This window comes from Streptomyces sp. VTCC 41912 (genome assembly GCF_045799175.1).
Taxonomy (GTDB): domain Bacteria; phylum Actinomycetota; class Actinomycetes; order Streptomycetales; family Streptomycetaceae; genus Streptomyces; species Streptomyces albulus_C.
Genome location: NZ_JBJMAB010000068.1, coordinates 1 through 21367, shown reverse-complemented (window position 1 = coordinate 21367; position 21367 = coordinate 1). Strand labels below are relative to the sequence as shown.

Genomic DNA, 21367 nt, shown 5'->3' with positions numbered 1-21367 from the left:
ATCAGCCACTGGTTCACGCCCTGCCCCCTTCTTCGGTCTGGCGGGTGGCGCGGCCGATGGCGATCGTGGTGACCGTTCCCCCCACGGCGAAGAGCAGACCGATGAACAGCGTCTTGGCCGCCGCCCGGCCCGCCCCTTGCTCCACAGCCACCGAAGCGGCGATCAGCGGCACCCCGGCGACGGACGCCGGGGCCAGCGCGTGCAACCGCATCAGGCTGCCGCGCAGCCGCAACACCGCGACCGCGGACAGCAGCATGCAGCCCACACCGGACCACAGCAGCACCAGCACAATCACGTGATGCGGCGTCAATCCTTGCTCCTTCCCGCACGATGTGTCGCAGCTGGCCGGGCGGTCGTCAGCCCCCGGGCGTGGAACCGCGCATTTCGTGCCGTTGCCCGGAGACGAAGCGGGTGAAGACGAGAGTGCCGGCAGGTGCCAGGACGGCCAGCATCAACGCGAGGTCCTGGTAGGAGGATCGCCCGTAGACCTGGGGCAGCAGCAGGAACACCGCGCCGACCACCCCCGACAGCAGCGACGCCCCGATCAGGCGGCGCACCGCGCTGCCCCGTGCCGCCACCCACAGGCACCCCGGCGTCGGAACCGTGAGCAGGATCAGAGCCGCCGCCGTCCAGGCGTTCATCGCGCGTCGTCCGCCCGGGCCACAGCCTCCTCGACCGGCCCCACACCGACACGCAGGGCATGGACAAGAACCTCGCCGTCGCCCGGAACGTCGATCACGCAGGTCTCCGGCGAGGCGCCGAGCAGCGTGCCGGCCCAGCCGGCGGAGGCCCCAGGCCGCAGCCGCACGCGCCGCACGATCCCGCCTGCCGGGTCGGTCGCGACGGCGCTGACCAGCGTGGCCAGCCCGCGCACGACCGAACCCGGCAGCGCAAGGAGCGCGCGCGGCGCGCCACGGCATCCTCGGACGCGGCCGCCGGCGGCCAGGCGCATCCTGCGGGCCGCGACCGCCCCGCCCAGCGCGGCAAGGACAGCCACCAGCATCTCGACGGGCGACACGGAGCTGATGAACACCACCGTCAGCCCGGTCAGCACCGCCCACCACACCACGATCTCGAGCGGAGCGAGCATCTCCCACCTCCCGTCACCTGTGAGCATGGTCCACCGCGGCTCGCCAGGGCGGACGGCACGACCAGGGCCACCCGCCCGGCCCAACACGGTGCCGTGGCCAATCCGACGGCTCCGACGGCGGCGGCAGCGGTCCGCAAGCCCGGCGGGCTCCAGCGGGCGTCGGAAAGCAAGAGGAGGCGCGGAGCGACGGAGCCTGCGGACGGCGGGAGTTGCGGTGGCAGCGGCACCGGCGAGGGGGATGGCCTGGAAGCGAAGTAGCGCCCGGCCGGATTGCGTCCCATCACGGGGGCCGGGGCTCCCCCACGCGCTCCACTCCGGCGCGGGCTGAGGACAGCCCAGTCTGTCCGAGGGACGGAATGCTCACCTCTTGCGAGGGAGAGCAGGGGCTCCGCGACGAGGTACTACGGCGTCTATCCGGTCTGCTCGCAGGCTAGGGCGAGCCGGGCGCCGGTCTCCACCAGGCTGCGGGTCGAGAGTCGGGCTCAAGGGGCGACCGGCAGCGACCACCAATTCCACGAGGTCCGGTAGCAACAGGTCCGCGGCCGCCCGGGCGCGGCAGCCGGACCCACTGCGGGGCCCCCGGCCAGGGGCCGGCGGCCGGATCCTGGGCAGGGCGAGCCGCGGGACGACGGTGTGCCGGCCACGGAGCGGCGCTCCATCCAGAGCGAGCGACCTGGCAGTTCTTCGGCTCGGCTGACGTCCTCGGCGTTAGCAGCGTGGTCTCCAATAAAGACGCCGACCGGCGGATGGACCCCGGCAGGGGAAGTGTCGAGGGTCGCTGGCGGTGCGCCTAGGCCCACACGTCTGGGCCACCGCCGCGCCACTCAATCAGGTCCGGCTCGTCCATGGTCATCTCGTCCGGGTTGAGCCCAGCTCGCCTTAGCACGTCCTCGACATCGCGTAGAGACCGGGCGACACCGACGGGCTCACCGAGGATCGTCATCAGCCGTCCACCCTCCTGCAGCGGGTGCACGATGAGAGGCGCGTACTTCACACCTCCAGTTTGCGCGCTGGCTCCGGTGGACGACGCCGTCTAGTCGGCAGGACCGGTCCTCCGGCGGCAGCGCCGCGGCATCCGATGCAGACGACCGCCGGCACCATTCCAGCAATTCCTCGTTGCTCCCGGAGACGCGGAAAGACGACCGAACACGACAGGCGACGGCCAAACCGGGAGCCCGGCCGGCTGGACGCGTGCGGGCGTGCACCATCAGCGCCCTGCCCGGCCAGTGCATTCCCACGACCGTGTGAGTGGCAGCTGCCCCTGACGTTGTGCCATCCCCGTACACGTGCGGGTGATCTGCGAGGCCGCGGCCCAGGGTGTGCCCCTCACGGACGCAGGTTCGCGGACCGTCACCCGCACTGGATACCAATGCCCTGCGCCGTGCCCGCCAAAGATGATCATCACCCACTACGCAGGAGGCAGCAGTGTCTCCCATCGAACTCACTGACCTGGACGACCTCATCGGTCGGCTCGACGAGCGCATCACCGGGGCTGAACTGCCCTGCGCCGCGACGGACCCCAGGTCGAGGCCCTGGGGAGGTGGAGTGCTCCGGCTGGGGGAGCGGGCATCAGGATGACGGATGCCAGGGCATGCGAGGTCCCCCGTGGACTTCGTCGTCTGCCGCCGCTGCGCTGGGAAGCCGGAAATGCTGCCCGCTGACGGCATGGCTGCGGCCGCCTATGCAGGCCGTCCAGTATCCAGGACACATGTCCCTTCAACACCCGGTCGACCGCGGCGGCAGCGAACGGGGCCGGTTCGCCGAACTCGCCGAGAGAGCCTCGAACTTGACCAGTTCGCCGCTCTTCTTCACGTTCTGCCTTGTCTTGGTCGCCTTTTTCATCGCCGTCCACCTTGCCCACCTGTCTTTGGCCGTGCAACTGCTAGCAGGCGACCTCATGACCGCGGTGACCCTGCTGCTCCTGGCACTGCTGAAAAACTCCGAGCTGCGTGCCGAACACGCGATCCAACGCAAACTCGATGCCTTGGCCGCTGCGCTCCTGGAGTCCGTCGAAGATCAAAGTGGTCAAGCGGCGGAGGACCTCAAGAAGGTGATCCGCATGGAGGAGGAGACCTAGCCAGCATCGCGGACTCTGCGCGCCGTCGCGGGGGCACAGTCGCCAGGGTCAAACAGCGGAGCGGCCCACCGCACTGTCACACGCTGGGCCAGGGCCGTGAAGACGTAGATGGCCCGTTCTTGGTAGCGCTACGGCCCCCGGGCGGAGAGATCTGGAGTGATCACGGTGAAGTTTCTGCTCATGCCGCCAGGACGCCGCGACGCGGCGGCGCCCGGCCAGGGCCGAGGCTTCCCGGTGTCCGGGTGCGGTCGCCAACCGGTCGGGTGACAGTCCGCTGCGGCGCCGGACGCCGGCTGGGTCTGGGGGAACCCCTTCCCGTTGGGACGGGAGAGACCCGCCCGCACAGACCTGGAGGCGACGATGGGGCACGGCGGAAACGTGATCGACGAGCTGATGGCTGACCACCGCGAGGTGGAGGAGATGTTCGCCCGGATCCAGGCCATGACCGCCGGCGGCCAGCAGCTGCGCGATGTGGTCGACGAGGTGACGATCGAGCTGGTGCGCCACTCGGTGGCCGAGGAGCAGTACCTGTACCCGGCGGTCCGTGAGCACATCCAGGGCGGTGACCGGCTCGCGGACAAGGAGATCGCCGACCATGGCCGGGTCGAGGAGATCCTCAAGCAGCTGGAGCAGATGGACATCGCCGACGCGCAGATGAGCAAGGTGCTGCAGCGGCTCATGGACGAGGTCGCCGCCCACGTCCAGGACGAGGAGAACAGCCTGTTCCCGATGCTGCGCCAGGCATGTACCACGGAGCAGCTCGACGACCTCGGGGACAAGATCCGCCGAGCCAAATCCATGGCGCCCACCCGCCCGCATCCCGCCGCCCCCGACTCCCCGATGGCCAGCAAGCTGCTCGCCCCGGGTGCCGGCCTGGTCGACCGGGCCCGCGACTTCGTCAGCGGCCGCGGCAAGTCCTGACCCCACCGGGCCTGCGGCAGGTGACTTCCAAGACTGGGGCCGGTCCGTTCGCGGCCGTTCCGGCCCCAGTGCCCGATCGGGCAGCGTGATACGGGTCATTCCGTGGGCGGCAGGCGGCCGCCTACACTGGTCGGCCACCGGCGGGGCAGCGCGGCCTCGCACCTGAGGCTCGCGCTGTCGGCCACCGGCCATCGGCGAGCACCTTCCCGAGGGATCGATCCGTGCCCGACCTGACACCAGTCATAGCCGCCTGCACCCGCTGGCTCCTGAACGCCTACCCGCCCCCGGCCGGTGCCTTCAGCCGCGCCCTGGCCGAGAGCCAGGCACACCAGGCCGCCGTTCTCGCCGCCGCTCTGCGCTATCCCACCGACTTGGACGTCCAGCTCTTGGACCTACTCGGCCCCGGCGGAGCGAACCGGCTCGACGGGCTCACCAGCATCGCCCCCCGCCCTGACGACACGGCCTGGCGCAGCTGGGTCGACGAGACGGTCGTCAGCTGGGCCGCCTGCCTGCTGGCCGACCCCGCCCTGGCCGCGCATGCCCACCAAGCGCTGGCCGCAACCGAGCACCACACCGAGACCGGCGTCCTGCGACGACTCACCGACCCAGGCACCCACGAAGTCCAGGCCGCGGTCCTACTGCGCCACCCCGACCTCCTCGAACCCGTCGCCGCCCTGCACCGAAGCGAGCTCGTGGAGCGGTTGACTGTGACAGGTGCCGAGGCTGCGTGAACCCAAGTCCGGGCGGCAATCCGAAACGGGCAACTGCCCCTGCGCGGCGTCCCCCGCGCTGTTCGCCGGCCGGGTGAGCCGACCGCCCGGCCCTGCGGTGCGCGCTGCGGCGTTGTGCCTGGGGGCGGGTGCTGCGGGCGGAACTGGTGCGAAGCGGGATGGTTCCCGGGGACATTCATTCGCGTCCAGCCGATGAAGCGAGCCGGTGGCGGGTGGTCGTACACGATCGTCTGGCCTGACGGATCGGTCGACGAGGAGGCCGACAGCTTCCTCCGCGGGTACGACGGGCGGGGCACGCAGAAGACGTACGCGTACTTCCTGGTCGATCAACTGCGGTGGCGGGCACGTGAGTCTCTGACGATCGAGGCCGTGTCGATCCGGGACCTGTTCCGCTACACGGGGGCAGTGGGGGCAAGGGTCGCGACGCCGTTCGGCGAGCCGTGGCGTAAGCCGCCGAAGCGTCCCTACGGCGCCTCGGCCCTGCAGATCGCGGCGTCGTGCCTGAGGGGCTTCTACCTGCACCAGTGCGGCCTCGGCGTGAACCCCGAGCTTCGAGTTGCATTGGAAGTAAGCGAGTTGCCTACTCAGGCGGACCGGGACCGGGCGCTCTCGGGACATGTGATGACCTCGGTGCCGAAGAACCCGCTGGCTCCCCGGCACCGCGTAAGTCGCAGGCATCCCAAGATGCTCCTGGAGGGGGCACGGCCGGAGCTGCTGAACACCGCCCGCGACGAGATGGTGGCCACCTGGCTGTCCGACTCCAGTCTGCGGATCGGCGGTTTGACGGGCTTGTTAGCACCTTACCGCCCAGCGCCCGAGCCTGACGCTGTTGACGGCATTTGGAGCCTGCTCTAGCGCGGCGTCGTGAACCTTCTGCTCGCGGGCATCACCGGCCCCGAACACCTCGTCCGTAGCTGCCTCAAGCAGGTCCGGCACCAGCCCGACGCGATCACCGGCTGCCCCACCGCAACCGGCCTGGACTTGCAACCGCCCTGATCAACGATCACAGTCCTGCGCATGCAACCTGATTACCGGGTTGTTCCGCTCAGGCGTGAGCGGAGTGGGAAATGCCCGATACCACCGCCAGGCGGAACTTGGTTTCGTCCTCGGTATCGGGGGCTGCGGTGAGAACGACGATCTTGCGTCCCGCGTCGCCGTCGGTCAGGACGTCGCAGTCCACCGCGATCGGCCCGGTCACCGGGTGCTGGACGATCTTGTGGTTTTCCCGGTGCGCGCCGACCACGCCGGAGGCCCACAGTTCGGCGAAGCGCGGGCTGACCGTCGTGAGGTCCCGGATCAGGCTGGCCAGGCGGTCGCTGTCCGGGAATCGCCCCGCGGCGCGGCGCAGGTCGGACACGACGGAGGCCTCGACCTCCGGCTGGCTGAGCGAGGTCACCGGCCAGTGCGACAGGCAGGGGGCGGCCCCGTCGGCCGGGAAGGTGTCGCGAGCGAAGTTACGCAGCGCCGACGGCGTTGAGGACGGGTCGCCCAGCAACGCCGCCCAGAAACGGTTCCACCAGATGAGCTGCCAGTCCGCGGCGAACACGGCGGCTGCGGAGTCGCCGAGCCGGTTAAGCACGCGGTGCAGGCCGGGCGGGATGTGGTCCGATATCTCCCCGCCGGCCGGAGGGGCAAGCCCGGCCAGCCTGTAGAGATGGTCCCGCTCGGCGTCGGTGAGCTGCAGGGCGCGGGCCAGCGCTGCGGTCACCTGCGCGGACGGGGTCACATGGCGTCCCTGCTCCAGGCGGACCACATAGTCGACCGAGATCCCGGCGAGCTCGGCGAGGTCTTCCCGGCGCAGTCCCGTGACCCGGCGCCTGCGACCGCTGGGCAGTCCCGCCGTGTCCGGCGAGACACGGCCGCGCCAGGTGCGCAACATCGGGCCGAGTTTCGCGATGTCAGCGGTCATGAGACTGATTGTCGCACCCGGCGCCGACCCGAAGGTGGTAGCGGTTTTCCTACCGAATTCCTCTGTCTGGTTACCGGCCCGGCGGCCGAAGATTCTTCGGACATGACCTTCACGTTCTCCCACGACCACGTGGGCATCACCGTTACGCAAGAGGACCTCGACGCCACCATCGCGTGGTACTCGCGCAATCTCGGTTTCACTGTCGAGCAGCGGTTCGAGGTCCACGGCACGACGTTCGTCTTCCTCACTGCTGGTGACGTCAGGATTGAGCTCCTCGCGGGCGCGTCGGACCGTGGCGGAGCGCCGACCGACAACGTCCTCACGAGCATGGTCACGTCGCGCCTGCACCACTTCTGCCTCGCTGTAGCAGATCTCGACGCGGCGGTGTCCCGGCTGCTCGAACTCGATGTGCCGCTGATCGGCGGCCCCATGGAGATACCGGCAACCGGCCAGCGCATCGCCTTCGTCACCGACAACGTCGGCACCATCATCGAGCTCAGCGACCCCGGCACGTGGATCTCCAGCCGGAAGGCACGGGCATAATGCCGAACCGCGCAGACTTTACCGGGCCCCAGGACGCGAGGAATTGTCAAATTCCGTGGACGGTCTGCGTGGGAATCAGCGCTGTGTTCGTGGTGGATGGGTGGCGTCGTAGCCGGAGGGGACCTGGCCCTCGTGTGACGGACCAGGCGGGACCTGCGGCCGGATCAGGCGGTGGGCCGCATGTGCTGCTGCGTCCATTCCTCGAAGCTGGTGAGTGGGATGCCGAGGTCCCTCGCGTACTGCGGGCGGCCCGGCTGGCCGGTCACGTTCAGCCACTCGTGGGTGGCGCCCATCGCCGGCATTCCGGCGGCGAGGGCCTCCTCCTCGGTCATGTCCGGCGCGGACAGTTGCGTGCCCAGGGCGCGTGAGAGGACCTCGGCGATCTCCGTCATCGACAGGTAGTCGCTCGCCAACTCCAGTTCGACCCCGCCGAATCGCTCCGGCGCGGTGATGGCCGCGGCGGCTGCCCTGCCGATGTCGTCCACCGCGACCAGGGACAGTCGCGTCTCGGGGTTCAGGACGCTCACCAGGCCGCCCTCGATGCCGCGCGGGAACAAGAACGCCATGGACGGCAGGAAGTTCTCCATGAAGAAGCCCGGCTTGAGGAGGGCCCAGTGGGGGAAGCCGGCCGCGCGGACCCGGTCCTGGATCGCGGTCTTGGCGCCCAGGGCGGGTTCCATCGAAGCCCAGCGGCCTTCGGCCCAGCCAGGAGTTTCGGTGTGCTGGCCGGCGCCGGTGACGGACGTGTGCACGAACTGCCGCACTCCGGCGGCCTTCGCGCCTTCGATGAGGTTGACGCCCTGGGCCATCTCCCCTTCGAAATCGAAGCCTTCCGCGGTGACGCCGGGCATCTGAACGGAGAAGACGGCGCGGGCGCCCTCGGCGGCTCGGATCACGGAATCGCGGTCGTGGAGGTCGCCGGTGATCAGTTCGGCGCCGAACGCCTCGACGGTCTTGGCCCGGTCGGTGGCGGCGTCGCGCACCAGGGCGCGGACGGGAACGCCCGCCGCGAGCAGTGCGCGGGCGGTGGCTCCGCCCTGCCTGCCGGTAGCGCCGGTGACCAGGACGGGTGCGGGATCTGTGGGCATGGCGCGTCCTCGGGTTACTCGCCGACTAAACGGCGGGGCCCGCCGTTTCTGCTTCGGTACGATACGGCGGGGCCCGCCACTTATCAATCCTGGAGGTGATGCCATGCCTGAGAGCCGGCGTGCGGACGCCCGCCGCAACTACACGCGCATCCTCGCCGTGGCCGAGGAGGAGGTCGCTGCCCATGGTGCCGACGCCTCCCTGGAGCAGATCGCCCGCACCGCGGGGGTCGGCTCAGCAACCGTGCGCCGACACTTCCCCACGCGCCGCGCATTGTTGGAGGCGGTCTCCCGCAAACGGATCGAGGCCCTGTGCGTCCGCGCCCATGAGCTGACCGGCAAGGACGACAGCCGGAACGCGCTCCTGGAATGGCTTGATGACGTCGTCGCCTACTCCGTCTCCGCCCGGGGGCTGGCGGCCGCACTGGCCTACGGCGGCCCGGTGCACGAGAACAGCTGCTCGGCGGCACTGGAAGAGGCGGCAGGCCCTCTGCTGCGCCGCGCCGTGCAGGACGGCGCACTGGCGACAGGCGTCACCGTCGCCGACCTGATCACGTTGATCGTCGGCATCGTCCTGGCCACCGAGCACCACCCCGACCCCGCCGCCCAGGCGGACCGGCTGTTCCGGCTGGCCGTGGCGGGACTGAGTCCGCAGAGCTGAACAACGCACGCAACCGGCAGAACCGAGAACGGGCCCACACCCTTCACGGCGCACTCACCAGTGAAGCAACGCGCTCGCAGCGTCCGTCGGCCATGTTCAACCGGACAGGACCCTGACCGGCTCCGTCGGCGGCAGGCCAGGCGGCGTGCCCGTCGGATCGTTCGACGAGCACGCCACGTTCGAAGCGGGCTCCGGCGCGGACGAGGGGGACGAGGTGGGGTGCGTTCGCGGCCCGCCACCGTTGCCGGGCGGACTCGACGAGTTTGAAGACCATGGCCAGGGCCGCGGTCCTGGAGCCGGCGCCGCGGGTGACCTTGGTCGGTCTTCGGCGACTTGCGGCACCACGGCGGCAGGATCGCGGAGGAGAACCGCTTGCGCTCGCCCGTGGCCTCGACCACCCGCTTGTCGTTCACCGCGGGGCCTTCACCTCGACCGCCCCGGCCGCGGTGGTGACCTTCCGCGGCCGGCGGTAGCCGTTACGGACGACCAGGCAGTGGCCCCTCTCATCTCGCTGATCAGCCAACTCGGCTATATATGCGTTGACTTCGGCCTCTAGCGCGGCGGTCGGCATCCTTCGTGCGCCCTCGCGGACGATCTCCTCGATCAGAGAGGAGCCGTGGCGGTGGTGCCGTCGGCGTTCACTACGCTGAGCACGGGCGCGCCTTCCCAACCCGCGGCAACGCGGGCCTAAACGAAGGCCCCTAGCGGTAGCGCCGGGTCTCCTCCACGTCGACCACGGGGGCGGCGGGCGACGGCGGCTGGGTGCGCCGCCGCTTGAAGATGCTCACGTAGGTCAAAATGCCGATGAAGCCGACGATCATCAGGATGACGCCCACCAGGTGGACGTTCATTCCCGGCATGTCCCAGTCCACGGCGAAGGTGAGGATCGCGCCCACAGCCAGCAGGACTATGCATCCACCGACACCCATGGTGACTGCCTCTCTCTCCACGTTGGGGGCAATTGTGTGCTGGCACTCCGCATACCCGAGGATGCCCCGCCCATGTTCCACACCGTGCGGGGCGAGCGCGGCCAGCCCCGGCGCCGGCCGGACGTTGTGCTGGTCGCGTGCGAATTCGGCCAGAGAGGCTGCTACACACCAGGCGTCGACCGGACCTACTCCATCGAACAGCTCACGCATATGCCGAGCGTGGACGCACGCGGGAGAAGATGATCTGAATCTGGCATTGCTCCACGGTTCAGAGCTTCTCGCAGCTTCGGCCGAGGGCGGCCTCTCCCTCCCTCCAGAACACCGGTCTTGAAGCAATCCAGCCATCCCGGAAGTCACTTCGTGAGGATTTCTCAGTGCTGCGTCATGTCCACAACGGCGCAGAGGAGTCCTCCTCCCTTCGGCCCTGGGGGCTGTCCCGAAACCGTGCTTCGGCTGACGGTGGCAGGGCGCAGGTGGAGAAGTCGGTGGCAGGCTGACCGTCGGTAAGGGACGATCACGACGTGCACGGCACTGTTCCTGCCAGACGCGGCCGAACGCGTTGAGCGGTGGGGTGCTGTCCTGTCGACGGATCGATGCTCGGCCTGGCGCTCCCTCGTCGGGCCGGAGAGGACGCGTGTGTCGCTCGCTCTTGAAGATCGCTTGGCCATCACCGAACTTGTCTCGTTGCACGGACACCTTGTTGACGACGGGAGCTTTGACCGGTTGGAGGAGTTGTTCACCTCCGATGTGGTCTACGACCTCACCGACTTCGGTCAGGCGCCGCTGTCCGGAGTGGCGGCCATCCGAGAAGCGGCCTGGGCGCTGGGAGCCGCCAACCCCGTCGCGCATCACGTCACCAACGTCGTCGTCATGGCGTCGGCAGACGGTCTGGTGCAGGTCCGATCCAAGGGTCTGGGCGTCAAGGCGGACGGCTCCTGCGGTTCCGTCTCCTACGACGACACCGTCGTGCGCACCGCTGACGGCTGGCGGATCAGTCATCGCAAGGTGTCGCCACGCCGAACTCCCTTGAGCGGGATGACCAGGCCCGGCTAACCAAGCACATCTCACCTGGTTCTCGCCGGTGAGGATGGCATTGTGCGGGCGGGCAATGCCGAGCACGGCATGGTGGGCTCCGTCGCCCTTCAGGCGGTAGTCGCGCAGGATCTTCCAGGTCTTCATGCGGGCGAAGACGTGCTCGACACGGGCTCGGACTTTGCGGTGGGAGGCGTTGTGCTCCTCCTTCCAAGCGGGAAGTCCGTCCTGGCCGCGCTCGCGGCGGTGCGGGGCTCAGCACGTGCGGGAGCAGTCCATGCGAGACCAAGGCCGCAAGCGGGCACCGCCGCCGACCGGGCAGCGAGGGGCGTGAGTTCCCCTCTCCGTGACGTGTGAAGACGACCGGCACCAGCAAGGGCCTCCCGCGCACCAGAGACATGGGAGGCCCTGCTTCCCCCGTATCGGGGCAGTTCCAAAACGAGAACGGCAGAACCATCGTCCCCACATGGCTCTGCCGTCCGGATGCTCCCTCCGGCTCATCCCGGGAGCGGTTGCTGGTGTGTCATTTTAGACCCTTTGTGCTATGTGTGTAAATTGAATGCATCCGTCAATCGGGGGGATGCGGGTGCGTCCGACCGGGGACCTGGCTGCCCTCCGGACCCGGCGGTGCCTGGCATCGCAGCGGTTGCAGGCATCTGATCACGACAGGCTGAATCGGTGGCTCGCAACGGATTCGCCCCGACCCAGATCCTGTCACCGCGGCTGATCGGACACCCACCCCAGAGTCGGCCCACAGGAAGGTCTGATCGCGCCGGCCGGGTGGTCGTGGCGCTACCGGCGACCTGACCCTTCGAGCAGAGCGCCGACGCACTCGTGGCAGGCGACAGTGGCGGCGTGGTGGACGGGCGGCACGCGCCGCAGGGCAGGCGGCGGTCGGCGTGACGGAGGCTGCCTCGCATTGCCGCGCGTACCACCGCGGGTCGTCGTCGCAGGTGGTGGCGAACCGTCGGGGGCGCTGCTGCGGGGGCGTGACTAGCCGGCAACCCGTTGCTGGTGGGTGGCGGCTATAGGCGCCAGCCCTACCTCCCCATCGACCGCTGAGCGGCAGGGGCGCTTCCTCGACGTGCCCCTGCCGCTGCGATCAGCGGGGCAAGCTCGAACAGTGCTGTCGCGCCCTGCTGGCTGCCGAACGGGCCCGCGCCGCAGGAAAACCGCCTTGGGGTGGTCAGGGGTCTGTCTGCGGGGATGCTCCGCCGCGACCAGAACCTCCCGGGTGTCCGCACCTTTCACTGGCCGCGTCAGTGCGCCCGTCAACTGGGCTTACTCGCAAGGTGGTTGCGACTTCGCAAGCCGCCTGTGGAACTGCCCCTCCTCGCGGCGGTCGGGTGCGGCGCCAGTGCGGGGCGGGGGCTGCAGGTGAGCGTGGCGTCGCGTGGGCGGGCCCGCGGCTTGCGCCGGGCGGCAGACGCCACCGGTGACACCCCGCTGCCTTGAGTCTCATGGTGCCCGGGTGTCGGCCGTCGGTGGCTCGGGCTGCTCGCCGTCGTCCTCGTCCTCGTCGTCCTCGCCTTTGGCCCGCACATCTGGCGGGGTCGGGGCGGTGATGTTCCGCTGCTTGGCGGACCGTTCCCGCGCCAGCTCGTCGTCCCGCGGGTCGTCCCTGTCTTCTTCAGGCGTGCGCACAGCAATCGTCCCTTTCCTCGGTCCGTCCACCCTGGCACCCGCATCCGCCCGGCGCATCCGCCCGAGCCACCAGGGGTGAGCCCTTCTGGGGGCACGGGCAGCACCAATGCGGTGCCCGGCCCGCCCCGGCGCGCCACGCGCCGGGCGGGCCGCTGCTGGGGTCTTGGCAGGCCTGCGACCGGCCTGTCTCTCCGGAGCATCACTGGGGATTGCCAACATGGACCTCTGGCGGGCGGCCACACCCGGGAAGGAGCGAACGGAGAGCGGCAGTGATGAGGCGAAGCGGGAGGGGACCGGGGAGAAGGCGGACTGTGAGTGGAACGAGGTACTGCGGGAGGTTCGCGTCACGCAGACCGGAGCGCAGATCCTGCTCGGGTTCCTGATCGGCATCGTGTTCACCCCGCGGTACACCCAGATCAGTCCGGCAGATCGGACGCTGTATCAGGTCACGGTGGTCCTCGGCGCGCTGGCGACCGGTACGCCGATCGCGCCGGTGGCCTTCCACCGCTTCTTGGTCGGACACCAGATGATGCCCGAACTCGCAGTGCGGGAACCAAGTCGGTCACGCTCGGGCTCGTCCTGCTTGGGGTGACCCGTGGGGGCCACACTGGCGCTGCACGTGGCTACCTCAGCCCGGCGTGACTCGGCGGTCGCCGCCGCCTGTTGCCGCTCCTTCGCCTGTAGCGCCGAGCGATGGGTGCGCGGTGAGTGAACACCGTCAGCGCGCCCCGAGCACGACGACTGTGAGCGAGAAGACGGATGCCGCCAGCTCCCCGCCAGGCCGAATTCCTTCCTACAACAAGTCCTTGCGCATCAGCGTGCACATGGTCTCGTACCGGTGGATGGAACCGTCGGGGGCTTCCTCGTCCCAAGCGTCGGGCTGCCGGTCGTAGGCCACGTAACCGAGCCGCTCGTAAAGCGAGCGCGCCCGCGGGTTGCTCTCCTCGACGCCGAGCTCGGCACGCCGTACCCCGCGCGCCCGCATGCGACCTTCCGCGGCGAGGATCAGCAGCGTGCCGATGCCGTGCGACTGCAATGCCGGAATCACCGCCAATTGCCACAGGGTGCCTGCGCCGGAGGTGATGCGGTAGTCGACGCCGCCGATCGCCACGGGAAGATCGACCGGAGTGCAGGCCGCCAGGTAGTCGACCTCGCCGACCGCTGCACGCTCCAACTCCTTGGCCACTTGCCGGAGATGCGTGGCAGACCCGGACCAGGTGCAGGATGGCAGGTCGGAGGGTGTCAAGTCGCGGATGGCGATCGGTAGGACCACTTCCGATCCGTGGGTGCGAGGGAAGTTCATGCCCTCATCCCAGCAGTGCAGGAGACGGCTGGTCCACGGAATTTCGAACTGGACGGTACCGAGCCGTCGACGAGATCGTTCAATCTTCGGCCGGCCGGCGAGGTGGGTTCCTGTCCGGGCCCGGTGTTCGACCGTCGCGCCTGTTGCCCGCCGCTTCGGCGGTGCGCTGGCCGCGGTGTGCCTGGCGGGGCTGACTGTCGTGCCCGAACTTCACCCAGTGCCGGTTGTGTGCGAAGCCGGCCGGGTCGGTTCTGTCGCCCGGCGGACGCCCCGGCGCGCGGCGCGCAGGCAGTGGCTGGGTGCCAACTCCTGCACCAGGGCAGGTCCGAGTTCCGGAGTCGGTCGATTACCCGCACGGCACAGGGCCCTCGGTGCCCCCGGCCCGCACCTCGATTTCGGTGTGCGCGTGCAGTTCGACCGTGCTCTCCCGCGGCGCCACCGGGCCCTCAACTGGGCACGGGGTGGTGAGCGCGGGAGAACTGCTCAACGATGGCGGCGCAGAACGCCGGCAAGTCGGCGGGGCTGCGACTGGAGATCAACTGCCGGTCGATGACGACCTCTTCGTCGACGACCTCGGCGCCCGCGTTGCGCAGATCGGTGCGGATACTCGGCCAGGACGTCAGACGGCGACCGCGCAGCACGTCGGCTTCGGCCAGGGTCCACGGGCCGTGGCAGATCGTGGCGACCGGCTTCCCGCTGGTCACGAACTTCCGGACGAACTCGACCGCTTGGTGGTCGGTGCGCAGCTGGTCGGGGTTCATGGTGCCGCCGGGCAACAGCAGGGCGTCGTACTCTTCCGCGGAAGCGTCGGCAATCTCGCGGTCGACGGTGAGCGTGCCCGCCGCATCGAGGTCGGACTGGCGTGCCTGGATTTCGCCCGCGTGCAGAGCAAGGAGCTCGGTCTTCGCGCCGGCGCTGGTCAGGGCGCCGCGGGGCTGCTCGACCTCCACCCGCTCCACGCCGTCGGTCGCCAGGATCGCGATCCGCATCCCCGTGAGTTCCTGAGTCATGGTGCGCCGCCTTTCGGCCGGTCAGGGCATGTCAGCGCGGGCGCCCTGCCGAGCCTGCCGAACGAGACGTCCGGGCGCGCACTGGCGTAGTGGGCACGGGTGCTCCCACTGCCTCACCCAGGCACCTCTGCCTGCGCACGACGGACACCGCGGGCCCCTTTCCACCCTCCCATGCCGCACGCTGCTGTCAACCGCTGCATCCCGGGGAAGCGCGCGGGCCCGGGACGCAGGGTGACCGCGCGCACGCGGCACGACCCGGCTGCATCGTGCGGCGGCGCCAGTGGGGAGGGCGAACGATGTACCGGAGCGGCCCGCGAACGTCCTCCGGGGCGGGCGCGGCGGGTACCCGCTCCGACATCGCAGGCATGGCGATGGCGTCACGCACGCGGAGCCCCGCTCCAGGGCGGTGACTCGGACGTTCCGGCCGGTTCCTCCAGCAGGCACCGCAGGGCGGCGCCGAAGCCGTGCGGGGCCCGGGGGTCCAGACGTCCCGACGTCCGTACCGGACAGGCATCGGTGCGCAGCACCTGGTGACCGAGCCGGTCGAGGGCGGCGACCAGGGCGCGGTCCTCGCCGTGGGTGAGCGCGGGGAAGCCGCCGGCCGCCTGGTAGGGCACGGCCCCGACCCCGAGGTTGGCGCCGTGGACGTGCGGATGCCCCCAGGGCAGTGGCGGGACGGGACGGCCGGCGAGGTACCGCGCCTGTGCGCGGGCCACGGCGCGGGCGCTCAGCTCCAGGCCGCGGCGCAGCCGCACCGTACCGACGACGCCGTGCCAACCCTGTCGTGCGTGGTGCAGGTGATGGGCCAGCCATCTGGGCGGTACGAGGGTGTCGGCGTCGGTGGTCACGATCCAGGCCCGCTCACCCGCCGTCCCCAGCACCTCCAGCGCCCGGGCGACGCCGGCCGCGCGGGCCGCCCCCACGTTGCGGGAACGGATGTCCACGACCGACGCGCCCCACGCGGTGGCGACGGCGGCCGTGGCGTCGTCGCAGGCATCCGCCACGACCACCAGCGCCAGGGGGAGCCCGACCAGTTGGGGATGGTCGGCGGCACGTCGTAGGGAGCCGAGCGCGGCCGGGAGTTCCGCCGCCTCGTTGTGCGCGGGGACGACCACGGCGAGGGCCGACGGCCATCCCGCGTGCCAGGTGTTCACACCAGTCCCTCGGCCACGGCGGGGGAGTGGGGGAGACTGCCGTCCCGGTGCCTGCGCGCGAAGGTCTGCAAGGTGAAGTCGGCGTCCCGCACGTCACACAGCAGGGACAGCTCCGGCACGGCGGCCAGTTCGGCGGCGAGTTCGGTCCCGGTGCGCAGGTGCTCGGGCACCCGGTGGTTCCAGTGCGCGGTGACCACCGTGCCGCCCGGTGCGAGACTGCCGACGGTGCGGTCGAGGACGGCCCACAGCGTCGCGTCGTCGAAGTAGTAGAGCAGCTCCGACAACACCACGAGGTCGAAGGCGCCCGCGGGCCACTGACCCGGGACGGCCAGGCAACGCACCTCGACATGGGGAAGGTCGCGGGTGCGGGCCGTCGCGGTGGCGGCGGCATGCGGGACGGCGTCGGCGGCGAGCAGTCTGTCGCAGCGCCGCGCGAGGTGACGGGTGAGCACCCCCACCGAACAACCGGGCTCGAAGGCCGCGCGGTAGCGGGGACGCGGGAGTGCGGCGAGGGTGAGGGCGTACTTGCGGCGTTCGTACCAGCGTCGGGTGAGCTGCCACGGGTCGCTCGCGGCGGCGTACTGGGCGGCGAAGTAGGCGGCCGGCGTGTTCACCGGAACACCACCTCGTACGACCTGAGGTGGTGGGCGACCTCCGACGGCGGCAGGATCGCGGCGTTCTCCTCGCCGTCCCCCAGCGGGTGGATCTGGCTGACGAACTGCGCGACGGCGAGCGATTTCAGCTCCGTCGCCTCCGTCGGCAGCGGCAGGTGCGCGGCCAGGTGCCACGGCACGCGGGGGTCCGCCGGCCGGGCCCAGTGCCACATCCACACCGGATACATCCACAGCGGTACGCCGGTGGCGCGGCAGGCGTCCGCGGCAGCCCGGCCCGCGGCCTCGTGGTCGCAGTGCAGGTCGCCCACCCAAGGCGCCACGCACCGGGCGGCGTTGACCTCCCGCAGCAGGTCGGCGACGGCCCGTGACACCGTCGACCGATGGCGCTCCACCTGGGTGTCCGGGATCCCCAACCGCTCCACACGCGCCTGCGGGAGTCCCAACAGCTCAAGGGCGCCCAGGAGTTCGCGATGGCGCCGGTGGGCCAGCTCGTCCGCGGTGATCAGGGTGCTGCGGGGGTGGGAGCCCTCCCCGTCCGTGACGGACACGAGGTGCACCTCTGCGTCACTGGACGCCAGCAGGGCCAGGCTCCCGCCGAAGCCCAACACCTCGTCGTCGGGGTGGGCCGCGACCACCACGACCGGCCCGTCCGGCGGTGGGACGGTCGGAAGGTGCCGGGGGCCGTACCAGGACGCCCAGATGCCTTCCGGTGTGCCGGGGGCGTCGATGGCATCGGCGGCGGCTCTCCGGTAGATGCTCGTCATGGCGTTCTCCCGTCGCCGGCCAGCAGGTTGCCGAGTACCGCGTAGTCGCGTTCCGCGTGGTGCTGCCGCAGGTAGACGGTGAGGTCCGCCACGGCCCGGGCGTGCGCGGCGTCCCGACACAGCGGTCCGGCCCCCGTCGCCCTGCCGACGTGTTGCAGGACCTCGGTGCAGACCAGTTCCACCAGGCCCCGGACCCGCAGGCTGCGTACCCGCGCACCGCCGTGCCGATCGTCCGGATCGCCGTCGATCTCGTCCGCGGCGTGACCGAGGAGGACCTCGGCCGTGTGCAGGAGCACGTCGGCCCGTCCCAGGTGCGCGGCGGCGTGCTCGTCGAGACCCCGGCGCCCGGACTCGGTCACCAAGGTGGCCGTCACCGCCTGAGCGCCTCCCAACCAACACGCCGCGACGCCGATGCCACCGTGCTGGAAGCCCGGCCGTCGCACGTAACCGCCCACGTCGCCGACGGGTTCCGCCGGCACGTCGTGGAACGTCACGTCGAGCGAGTCGCTGCCGGCCATGCCCACCGCCTGCCAGGTACCGGGCATCGCGAGCACACCACGGTCACCGACCGGCACGGCGAAGAGGCGCCGGCCCTGCGCGGTGTCAGCCGTGACCAACGCGTGGGTGCAGATGCGGGCGCCCGAGCAGTACGGTTTGACGCCGGTCAGCCGCCAGTCAGCGCTCCTCCCGACCGCCTTCAGCCCCGGGCCCGGTGGGTGCGCCGCCCACACGCCCCACCGTTCGCCCGGCTTCACCTTGGGCCCACCCAGTTCCGCCAGGATCGCCACGGCGTCGACGTGTCCCTCCGCGAGGCGGGCGACGCACAGGTCGTGGCGGCCGAGGCGGCACAGGGCGTGAAAGCGCTCCCGGGTCCGGCCGGCGCCGGGCAGGGGCAGCCGCAGCGACCCGGCGTCCACGAGCGCGGCGAAACGCTCGGCGGTGGCCCGGGACGCATCCTGCGGGTCCGCCGGGCCAGGCGCGGTGTCGTAACCCGTGCCGACGTCGACGGGGGATGCGGGAGGAGGTTCCACGACGGCTCCTCTCAGCCGTGGGCACGCGCTCTCTCAGCAGTTTGCTGCGTCGGGCCTGTTTTCCGCATTTCGTGCGGACGCCCGGTCCGCGGCCACTGGCGTGCCCTCGGGAAGCGCGGCGGAACGGTACGTGGTGGCGGTCTGCTGGCTGGTCGAACGTGCCTTGAGGGGGTTACCGGCCGCAGTCGGGACGGTGAGCGGTTGAGCGGGCCGGGCGCGCGTGCCAACGTTGAAGGGGCATGCCCGAGGTGGCCTCCCTGCTGGCCAGTTGCCACGTCAGTCCCACCGGGAACGTACCGTCTCACCGCCGCCGCTCGATGGCCAGTTGCCGAACGCGTCCGGCGGCGACGGAGGAACGATCATGAAGGCAGCGGTATACGAGGGCCCGCGGAAGGTCACGGTCAAGGACGTACCGGACCCGAGGATCGAGCACCCCAGCGACATCATCGTCAAGATCACCTCCACCAACATCTGCGGCTCCGACCTGCACATGTACGAGGGGCGCACCTCGTTCGAGACCGGCCGCACGCTCGGGCACGAGAACCTGGGCACCGTGGTCGAGGTCGGACCGGCGGTGAGCAAGGTCAAGGTCGGCGACTACGTGGTGTTGCCGTTCAACATCGCCTGCGGTTTCTGCGAGCAGTGCGAGCGCGGCTACACCAACTACTGCCTGACCATGCAGCCGAAATCCGGTATGGCCGGAGCCGCCTACGGGTTCGCCGAGATGGGGCCCTACCAGGGCGGTCAGGCCGAACTGCTGCGCGTCCCGTACGGCGACTTCAACGCCCTGCGGCTGGGCGAGGACGCGGCGGAGCGGCAGGTGGACTACGTGATGCTGGCCGACATCTTCCCGACCGGCTACCACGCGACCGAGATGGCCAACGTCAAGCCCGGCGACCAGACACTCGTCTACGGCGCTGGCCCCGTCGGCCTGATGGCGGCGTACTCGGCGCTCCTCAAGGGCGCGGGCCGTGTCTGGGTGGCCGACCACCACCCCGATCGACTGCGGGTCGCCGAGGAAATCGGCGCCGTCCCCATCGACATGAGAGAGGAGAACCCGGTCGAGGTCGTCAAGGACGCCACCCACGGGATGGGCGCCGACAACGGCTGCGAGTGCGTGGGATACCAGGCACACGACCCACAAGGGCACGAGGACGCCAGCCTCGCCATGAACGGACTGATCGACGCCGTCCGCTTCACCGGAGACCTCGGCGTGGTGGGCATCTTCCTCCCCGAGGACCCCGGGGGCAAGGAAGCACAGGGAGAACTCGAAGCGCAGGGAAAGGTCCCTATCGACTTCGGCCTGCTGTGGTTCAAGGGGCAGCGGCTCGGCACCGGACAGGCACCCGTCAAACGCTACAACCGAGCCCTGCGCGACCTGATCGCCCACGGCAAGGCCGAACCCAGTTTCCTCGTCTCCCACGAGCTGAATCTCGACGAAGCCCCCAGCGCCTACGAGCACTTCGACGCCCGCGACGACGGATGGACGAAGGTCGTCCTCCACCCCGGCGGAGCCGGCTGACGCCGCCCGGCCGGGCCGCCCACGGACTGCCCGGCCGCTTGGAGGTTTTCCGACGTCTCCTGGTGCACACCGCGCTGCTTCGACGGCAGAGCCTCGCCGCCGCAGTCCAGCGCGGTGGCCGAGCCGTCTGGATGCGAAGGCCATCGGGAGAGCCCCCCGCAGGTAGCGCGCCGGAACAAGGCATGGGGACTGCCGGCCGAGGTGCCGGGCCGTATGCACAGAGAAGGTGACGTACCGATGGACAGTGGGACCAAGACCCTCGTGGCCGCCGCGTTGGCCGGCGGTTACGTGCTGGGCCGTACCAAGAAGGGCCGCTTCGCACTGAGTTTGATGTCCACCCTGGCGGGGCGCGAACTCGGACTCGATCCGCGGCGGCTGCTGACGGAGGGCGCCCGTCAACTCGGTGAGATTCCGCAGGTTGCCGAACTCAGCGAGCAATTGCGCGGAGAGGTCGTGGAGGCCGGACGCCGTGCGGTCTCGGCGGCGGCGACCCGCGGCATCGCGACGCTCGCGGACACCCTGCACGACCGCACGCTGGCCCTCACCGAAGAGGAGGAGCCCTCCGAAGAGGAAGCCGATTACGACGAGGGCGAGGAGAGCGACGAGTACGAGGAAGGCGAGGAGGAAGAGGAGGAAGAGGAGGAGGAAGGCGAAGAGGAGGAGGGAGAAGAGGAAGGAGAACAAGAGGAGCGAGCGGCGGCGCGCAAACGGGAGCGGTCGCGACGGCGCACGTCCCGCGGCACGGCGCAGCCGAAGACGGAACGACGCACGCCGAGCGCCCGGAAGCGGGCATCGGGTGCGGAAGAGCCGGAGCCGAGCACGGAGCGGCGGAAGGCGAGCCGCAGTGGCAGCGGTACGAGCAAGTCCCGTTCTACGTCGCGGAGTTCCTCCGCCGGTGAGAAGTCGAAGCCCGCCGCCAAGAAGACCAGGCCCGCGACGGCGAAGAAGGCTCCGGCGAAGAAGGCCCCAGCGAAGAAGACCGCGGCGAAGAGGGCTCCGGCCAAGAAAGCAGCGGCGAAGAAATCCCCTGCGAAGAAGGCCCCGGCCAAGAAGGCCCCGGCCAAGAAGTCAACGGCGAAGAAAGCGCCTGCCAAGCAGTCCACGGCGAAGAAGACTGCATCGTCTTCCCGGAAGAGCACTGCAAAAGCACCGTCGCGTGCGGGACGTCGGAGGTAGCCGATCATGGCCAAGGACGTACAGGAAGAAGCGAAGGCGGAGCTCGATCGGTTGCGCGGCGAACTCGGTGATTTCGTGACGGCCTGGGCGGGGGACCTCGCCGAACGGGCCGGTGACAAGCTGACCGACGTCACGGATCAACTCTCCGACGTCGCCGACAACGGAGGCTCG

General features: G+C 70.3%; 25 protein-coding genes and 2 pseudogenes. 11 read left to right on the top strand and 16 right to left on the bottom strand.

The genetic code is table 11. From position 1 onward, the window contains the following. Positions 1-13: 13 nt before the first annotated feature. From ACJ6WD_RS40360 to ACJ6WD_RS40345, 4 genes are all read right to left on the bottom strand, one after another. Positions 14-310 (bottom strand): monovalent cation/H(+) antiporter subunit G, encoded by a 297-nt coding sequence (locus tag ACJ6WD_RS40360; protein WP_233660110.1) that lies wholly within the window; start codon positions 308-310, stop codon positions 14-16. A 46-nt stretch (positions 311-356) separates the two neighbouring features. Then, on the bottom strand, positions 357-641 hold the full coding sequence (locus ACJ6WD_RS40355) for a monovalent cation/H+ antiporter complex subunit F (protein WP_376553058.1): 285 nt from the start codon (positions 639-641) through the stop codon (positions 357-359). After that, positions 638-1090: a hypothetical protein gene (locus ACJ6WD_RS40350; RefSeq protein ID WP_331249453.1), complete on the bottom strand. Its 453-nt coding sequence runs from the start codon at positions 1088-1090 to the stop codon at positions 638-640. Before ACJ6WD_RS40350 ends, ACJ6WD_RS40355 begins: the two co-directional genes overlap by 4 nt. A gap of 790 nt (positions 1091-1880) precedes the next feature. Then, positions 1881-2084: a hypothetical protein gene (locus tag ACJ6WD_RS40345; RefSeq protein WP_233660113.1), complete on the bottom strand. Its 204-nt coding sequence runs from the start codon at positions 2082-2084 to the stop codon at positions 1881-1883. 714 nt (positions 2085-2798) lie between these two features. Here ACJ6WD_RS40345 and ACJ6WD_RS40340 point away from each other — a divergent pair. The 5 genes from ACJ6WD_RS40340 (at position 2799) to ACJ6WD_RS40320 (ending at position 5815) form a co-directional block, all read left to right on the top strand. Continuing rightward, positions 2799-3167 (top strand): low affinity iron permease family protein, encoded by a 369-nt coding sequence (locus ACJ6WD_RS40340; protein ID WP_233660114.1) that lies wholly within the window; start codon positions 2799-2801, stop codon positions 3165-3167. Between the two features lie 360 nt (positions 3168-3527). Beyond that, positions 3528-4088, top strand: coding sequence for a hemerythrin domain-containing protein (locus ACJ6WD_RS40335; RefSeq protein ID WP_233660115.1), 561 nt, complete (start codon positions 3528-3530; stop codon positions 4086-4088). 221 nt (positions 4089-4309) lie between these two features. Beyond that, positions 4310-4819, top strand: coding sequence for a hypothetical protein (locus ACJ6WD_RS40330; RefSeq protein ID WP_331249454.1), 510 nt, complete (start codon positions 4310-4312; stop codon positions 4817-4819). A gap of 192 nt (positions 4820-5011) precedes the next feature. Then, positions 5012-5674: a hypothetical protein gene (locus ACJ6WD_RS40325; RefSeq protein WP_407617719.1), complete on the top strand. Its 663-nt coding sequence runs from the start codon at positions 5012-5014 to the stop codon at positions 5672-5674. Positions 5675-5683: 9 nt separating this feature from the next. After that, the gene (locus ACJ6WD_RS40320; protein ID WP_267953162.1) at positions 5684-5815 is read left to right on the top strand and encodes a hypothetical protein; all 132 of its coding nucleotides are present in this window, start codon (positions 5684-5686) and stop codon (positions 5813-5815) included. Positions 5816-5864: 49 nt separating this feature from the next. On the opposite strand, the gene ACJ6WD_RS40315 is transcribed toward ACJ6WD_RS40320, so the two are convergent. After that, the gene (locus tag ACJ6WD_RS40315) at positions 5865-6728 is read right to left on the bottom strand and encodes a helix-turn-helix transcriptional regulator (protein WP_407617718.1); all 864 of its coding nucleotides are present in this window, start codon (positions 6726-6728) and stop codon (positions 5865-5867) included. A gap of 102 nt (positions 6729-6830) precedes the next feature. On the opposite strand from ACJ6WD_RS40315, the gene ACJ6WD_RS40310 reads away from it, so the two are divergent. Beyond that, positions 6831-7271 carry a VOC family protein gene (locus tag ACJ6WD_RS40310; RefSeq protein ID WP_407617717.1) on the top strand — a complete coding sequence of 147 codons (441 nt, stop codon included), beginning with the start codon at positions 6831-6833 and terminating at the stop codon, positions 7269-7271. Between the two features lie 164 nt (positions 7272-7435). Here the strand turns inward: ACJ6WD_RS40310 and ACJ6WD_RS40305 are convergent, their stop codons facing one another. Continuing rightward, positions 7436-8359, bottom strand: coding sequence for an NmrA family NAD(P)-binding protein (locus tag ACJ6WD_RS40305; RefSeq protein WP_407617716.1), 924 nt, complete (start codon positions 8357-8359; stop codon positions 7436-7438). Positions 8360-8462: 103 nt separating this feature from the next. On the opposite strand from ACJ6WD_RS40305, the gene ACJ6WD_RS40300 reads away from it, so the two are divergent. Then, positions 8463-9017: a TetR/AcrR family transcriptional regulator gene (locus tag ACJ6WD_RS40300; RefSeq protein WP_407617715.1), complete on the top strand. Its 555-nt coding sequence runs from the start codon at positions 8463-8465 to the stop codon at positions 9015-9017. A 242-nt stretch (positions 9018-9259) separates the two neighbouring features. Here ACJ6WD_RS40300 and ACJ6WD_RS40295 read toward each other — a convergent pair. Then, positions 9260-9687, bottom strand: a pseudogene (locus tag ACJ6WD_RS40295) (hypothetical protein); the annotation flags it as partial. A gap of 31 nt (positions 9688-9718) precedes the next feature. Continuing rightward, a complete protein-coding gene (locus tag ACJ6WD_RS40290; protein ID WP_233660133.1) occupies positions 9719-9946 on the bottom strand; it encodes a DUF6458 family protein in 228 nt (75 codons plus the stop codon). A gap of 660 nt (positions 9947-10606) precedes the next feature. Between ACJ6WD_RS40290 and ACJ6WD_RS40285 the strand changes: the two genes are divergently transcribed. After that, positions 10607-10999 carry a nuclear transport factor 2 family protein gene (locus ACJ6WD_RS40285; protein ID WP_267953163.1) on the top strand — a complete coding sequence of 131 codons (393 nt, stop codon included), beginning with the start codon at positions 10607-10609 and terminating at the stop codon, positions 10997-10999. A gap of 24 nt (positions 11000-11023) precedes the next feature. Here ACJ6WD_RS40285 and ACJ6WD_RS40280 read toward each other — a convergent pair. Both ACJ6WD_RS40280 and ACJ6WD_RS40275 read right to left on the bottom strand, forming a co-directional pair. After that, positions 11024-11230, bottom strand: a pseudogene (locus ACJ6WD_RS40280) (transposase); the annotation flags it as partial. 1206 nt (positions 11231-12436) lie between these two features. After that, positions 12437-12622 (bottom strand): hypothetical protein, encoded by a 186-nt coding sequence (locus ACJ6WD_RS40275; protein WP_233660122.1) that lies wholly within the window; start codon positions 12620-12622, stop codon positions 12437-12439. Between the two features lie 217 nt (positions 12623-12839). On the opposite strand from ACJ6WD_RS40275, the gene ACJ6WD_RS40270 reads away from it, so the two are divergent. Then, positions 12840-13214 carry a DUF6328 family protein gene (locus ACJ6WD_RS40270; RefSeq protein WP_376553077.1) on the top strand — a complete coding sequence of 125 codons (375 nt, stop codon included), beginning with the start codon at positions 12840-12842 and terminating at the stop codon, positions 13212-13214. 201 nt (positions 13215-13415) lie between these two features. Here the strand turns inward: ACJ6WD_RS40270 and ACJ6WD_RS40265 are convergent, their stop codons facing one another. From ACJ6WD_RS40265 to ACJ6WD_RS40240, 6 genes are all read right to left on the bottom strand, one after another. Beyond that, positions 13416-13925: an N-acetyltransferase gene (locus ACJ6WD_RS40265; protein ID WP_233660124.1), complete on the bottom strand. Its 510-nt coding sequence runs from the start codon at positions 13923-13925 to the stop codon at positions 13416-13418. 446 nt (positions 13926-14371) lie between these two features. Continuing rightward, on the bottom strand, positions 14372-14935 hold the full coding sequence (locus tag ACJ6WD_RS40260; protein ID WP_233660125.1) for a type 1 glutamine amidotransferase domain-containing protein: 564 nt from the start codon (positions 14933-14935) through the stop codon (positions 14372-14374). Positions 14936-15312: 377 nt separating this feature from the next. Next, positions 15313-16089 (bottom strand): glycosyltransferase, encoded by a 777-nt coding sequence (locus tag ACJ6WD_RS40255; protein WP_407617714.1) that lies wholly within the window; start codon positions 16087-16089, stop codon positions 15313-15315. Next, positions 16086-16703, bottom strand: a complete 618-nt coding sequence (locus ACJ6WD_RS40250; RefSeq protein ID WP_233660127.1) for an SAM-dependent methyltransferase — start codon at positions 16701-16703, stop codon at positions 16086-16088. The genes ACJ6WD_RS40255 and ACJ6WD_RS40250 overlap by 4 nt, the downstream gene beginning before the upstream one ends. After that, complete coding sequence (locus ACJ6WD_RS40245; protein ID WP_233660128.1) at positions 16700-17467, bottom strand: PIG-L deacetylase family protein; 768 nt, start codon at positions 17465-17467, stop codon at positions 16700-16702. The genes ACJ6WD_RS40250 and ACJ6WD_RS40245 overlap by 4 nt, the downstream gene beginning before the upstream one ends. Continuing rightward, positions 17464-18498, bottom strand: coding sequence for an acyl-CoA dehydrogenase family protein (locus tag ACJ6WD_RS40240; protein ID WP_233660129.1), 1035 nt, complete (start codon positions 18496-18498; stop codon positions 17464-17466). Before ACJ6WD_RS40240 ends, ACJ6WD_RS40245 begins: the two co-directional genes overlap by 4 nt. A 361-nt stretch (positions 18499-18859) precedes the next feature. On the opposite strand from ACJ6WD_RS40240, the gene ACJ6WD_RS40235 reads away from it, so the two are divergent. After that, the gene (locus tag ACJ6WD_RS40235) at positions 18860-20020 is read left to right on the top strand and encodes a glutathione-independent formaldehyde dehydrogenase (protein ID WP_233660130.1); all 1161 of its coding nucleotides are present in this window, start codon (positions 18860-18862) and stop codon (positions 20018-20020) included. 261 nt (positions 20021-20281) lie between these two features. Then, positions 20282-21196, top strand: coding sequence for a histone protein (locus ACJ6WD_RS40230; protein ID WP_407617713.1), 915 nt, complete (start codon positions 20282-20284; stop codon positions 21194-21196). The last annotated feature ends 171 nt before the right edge of the window (positions 21197-21367 follow it).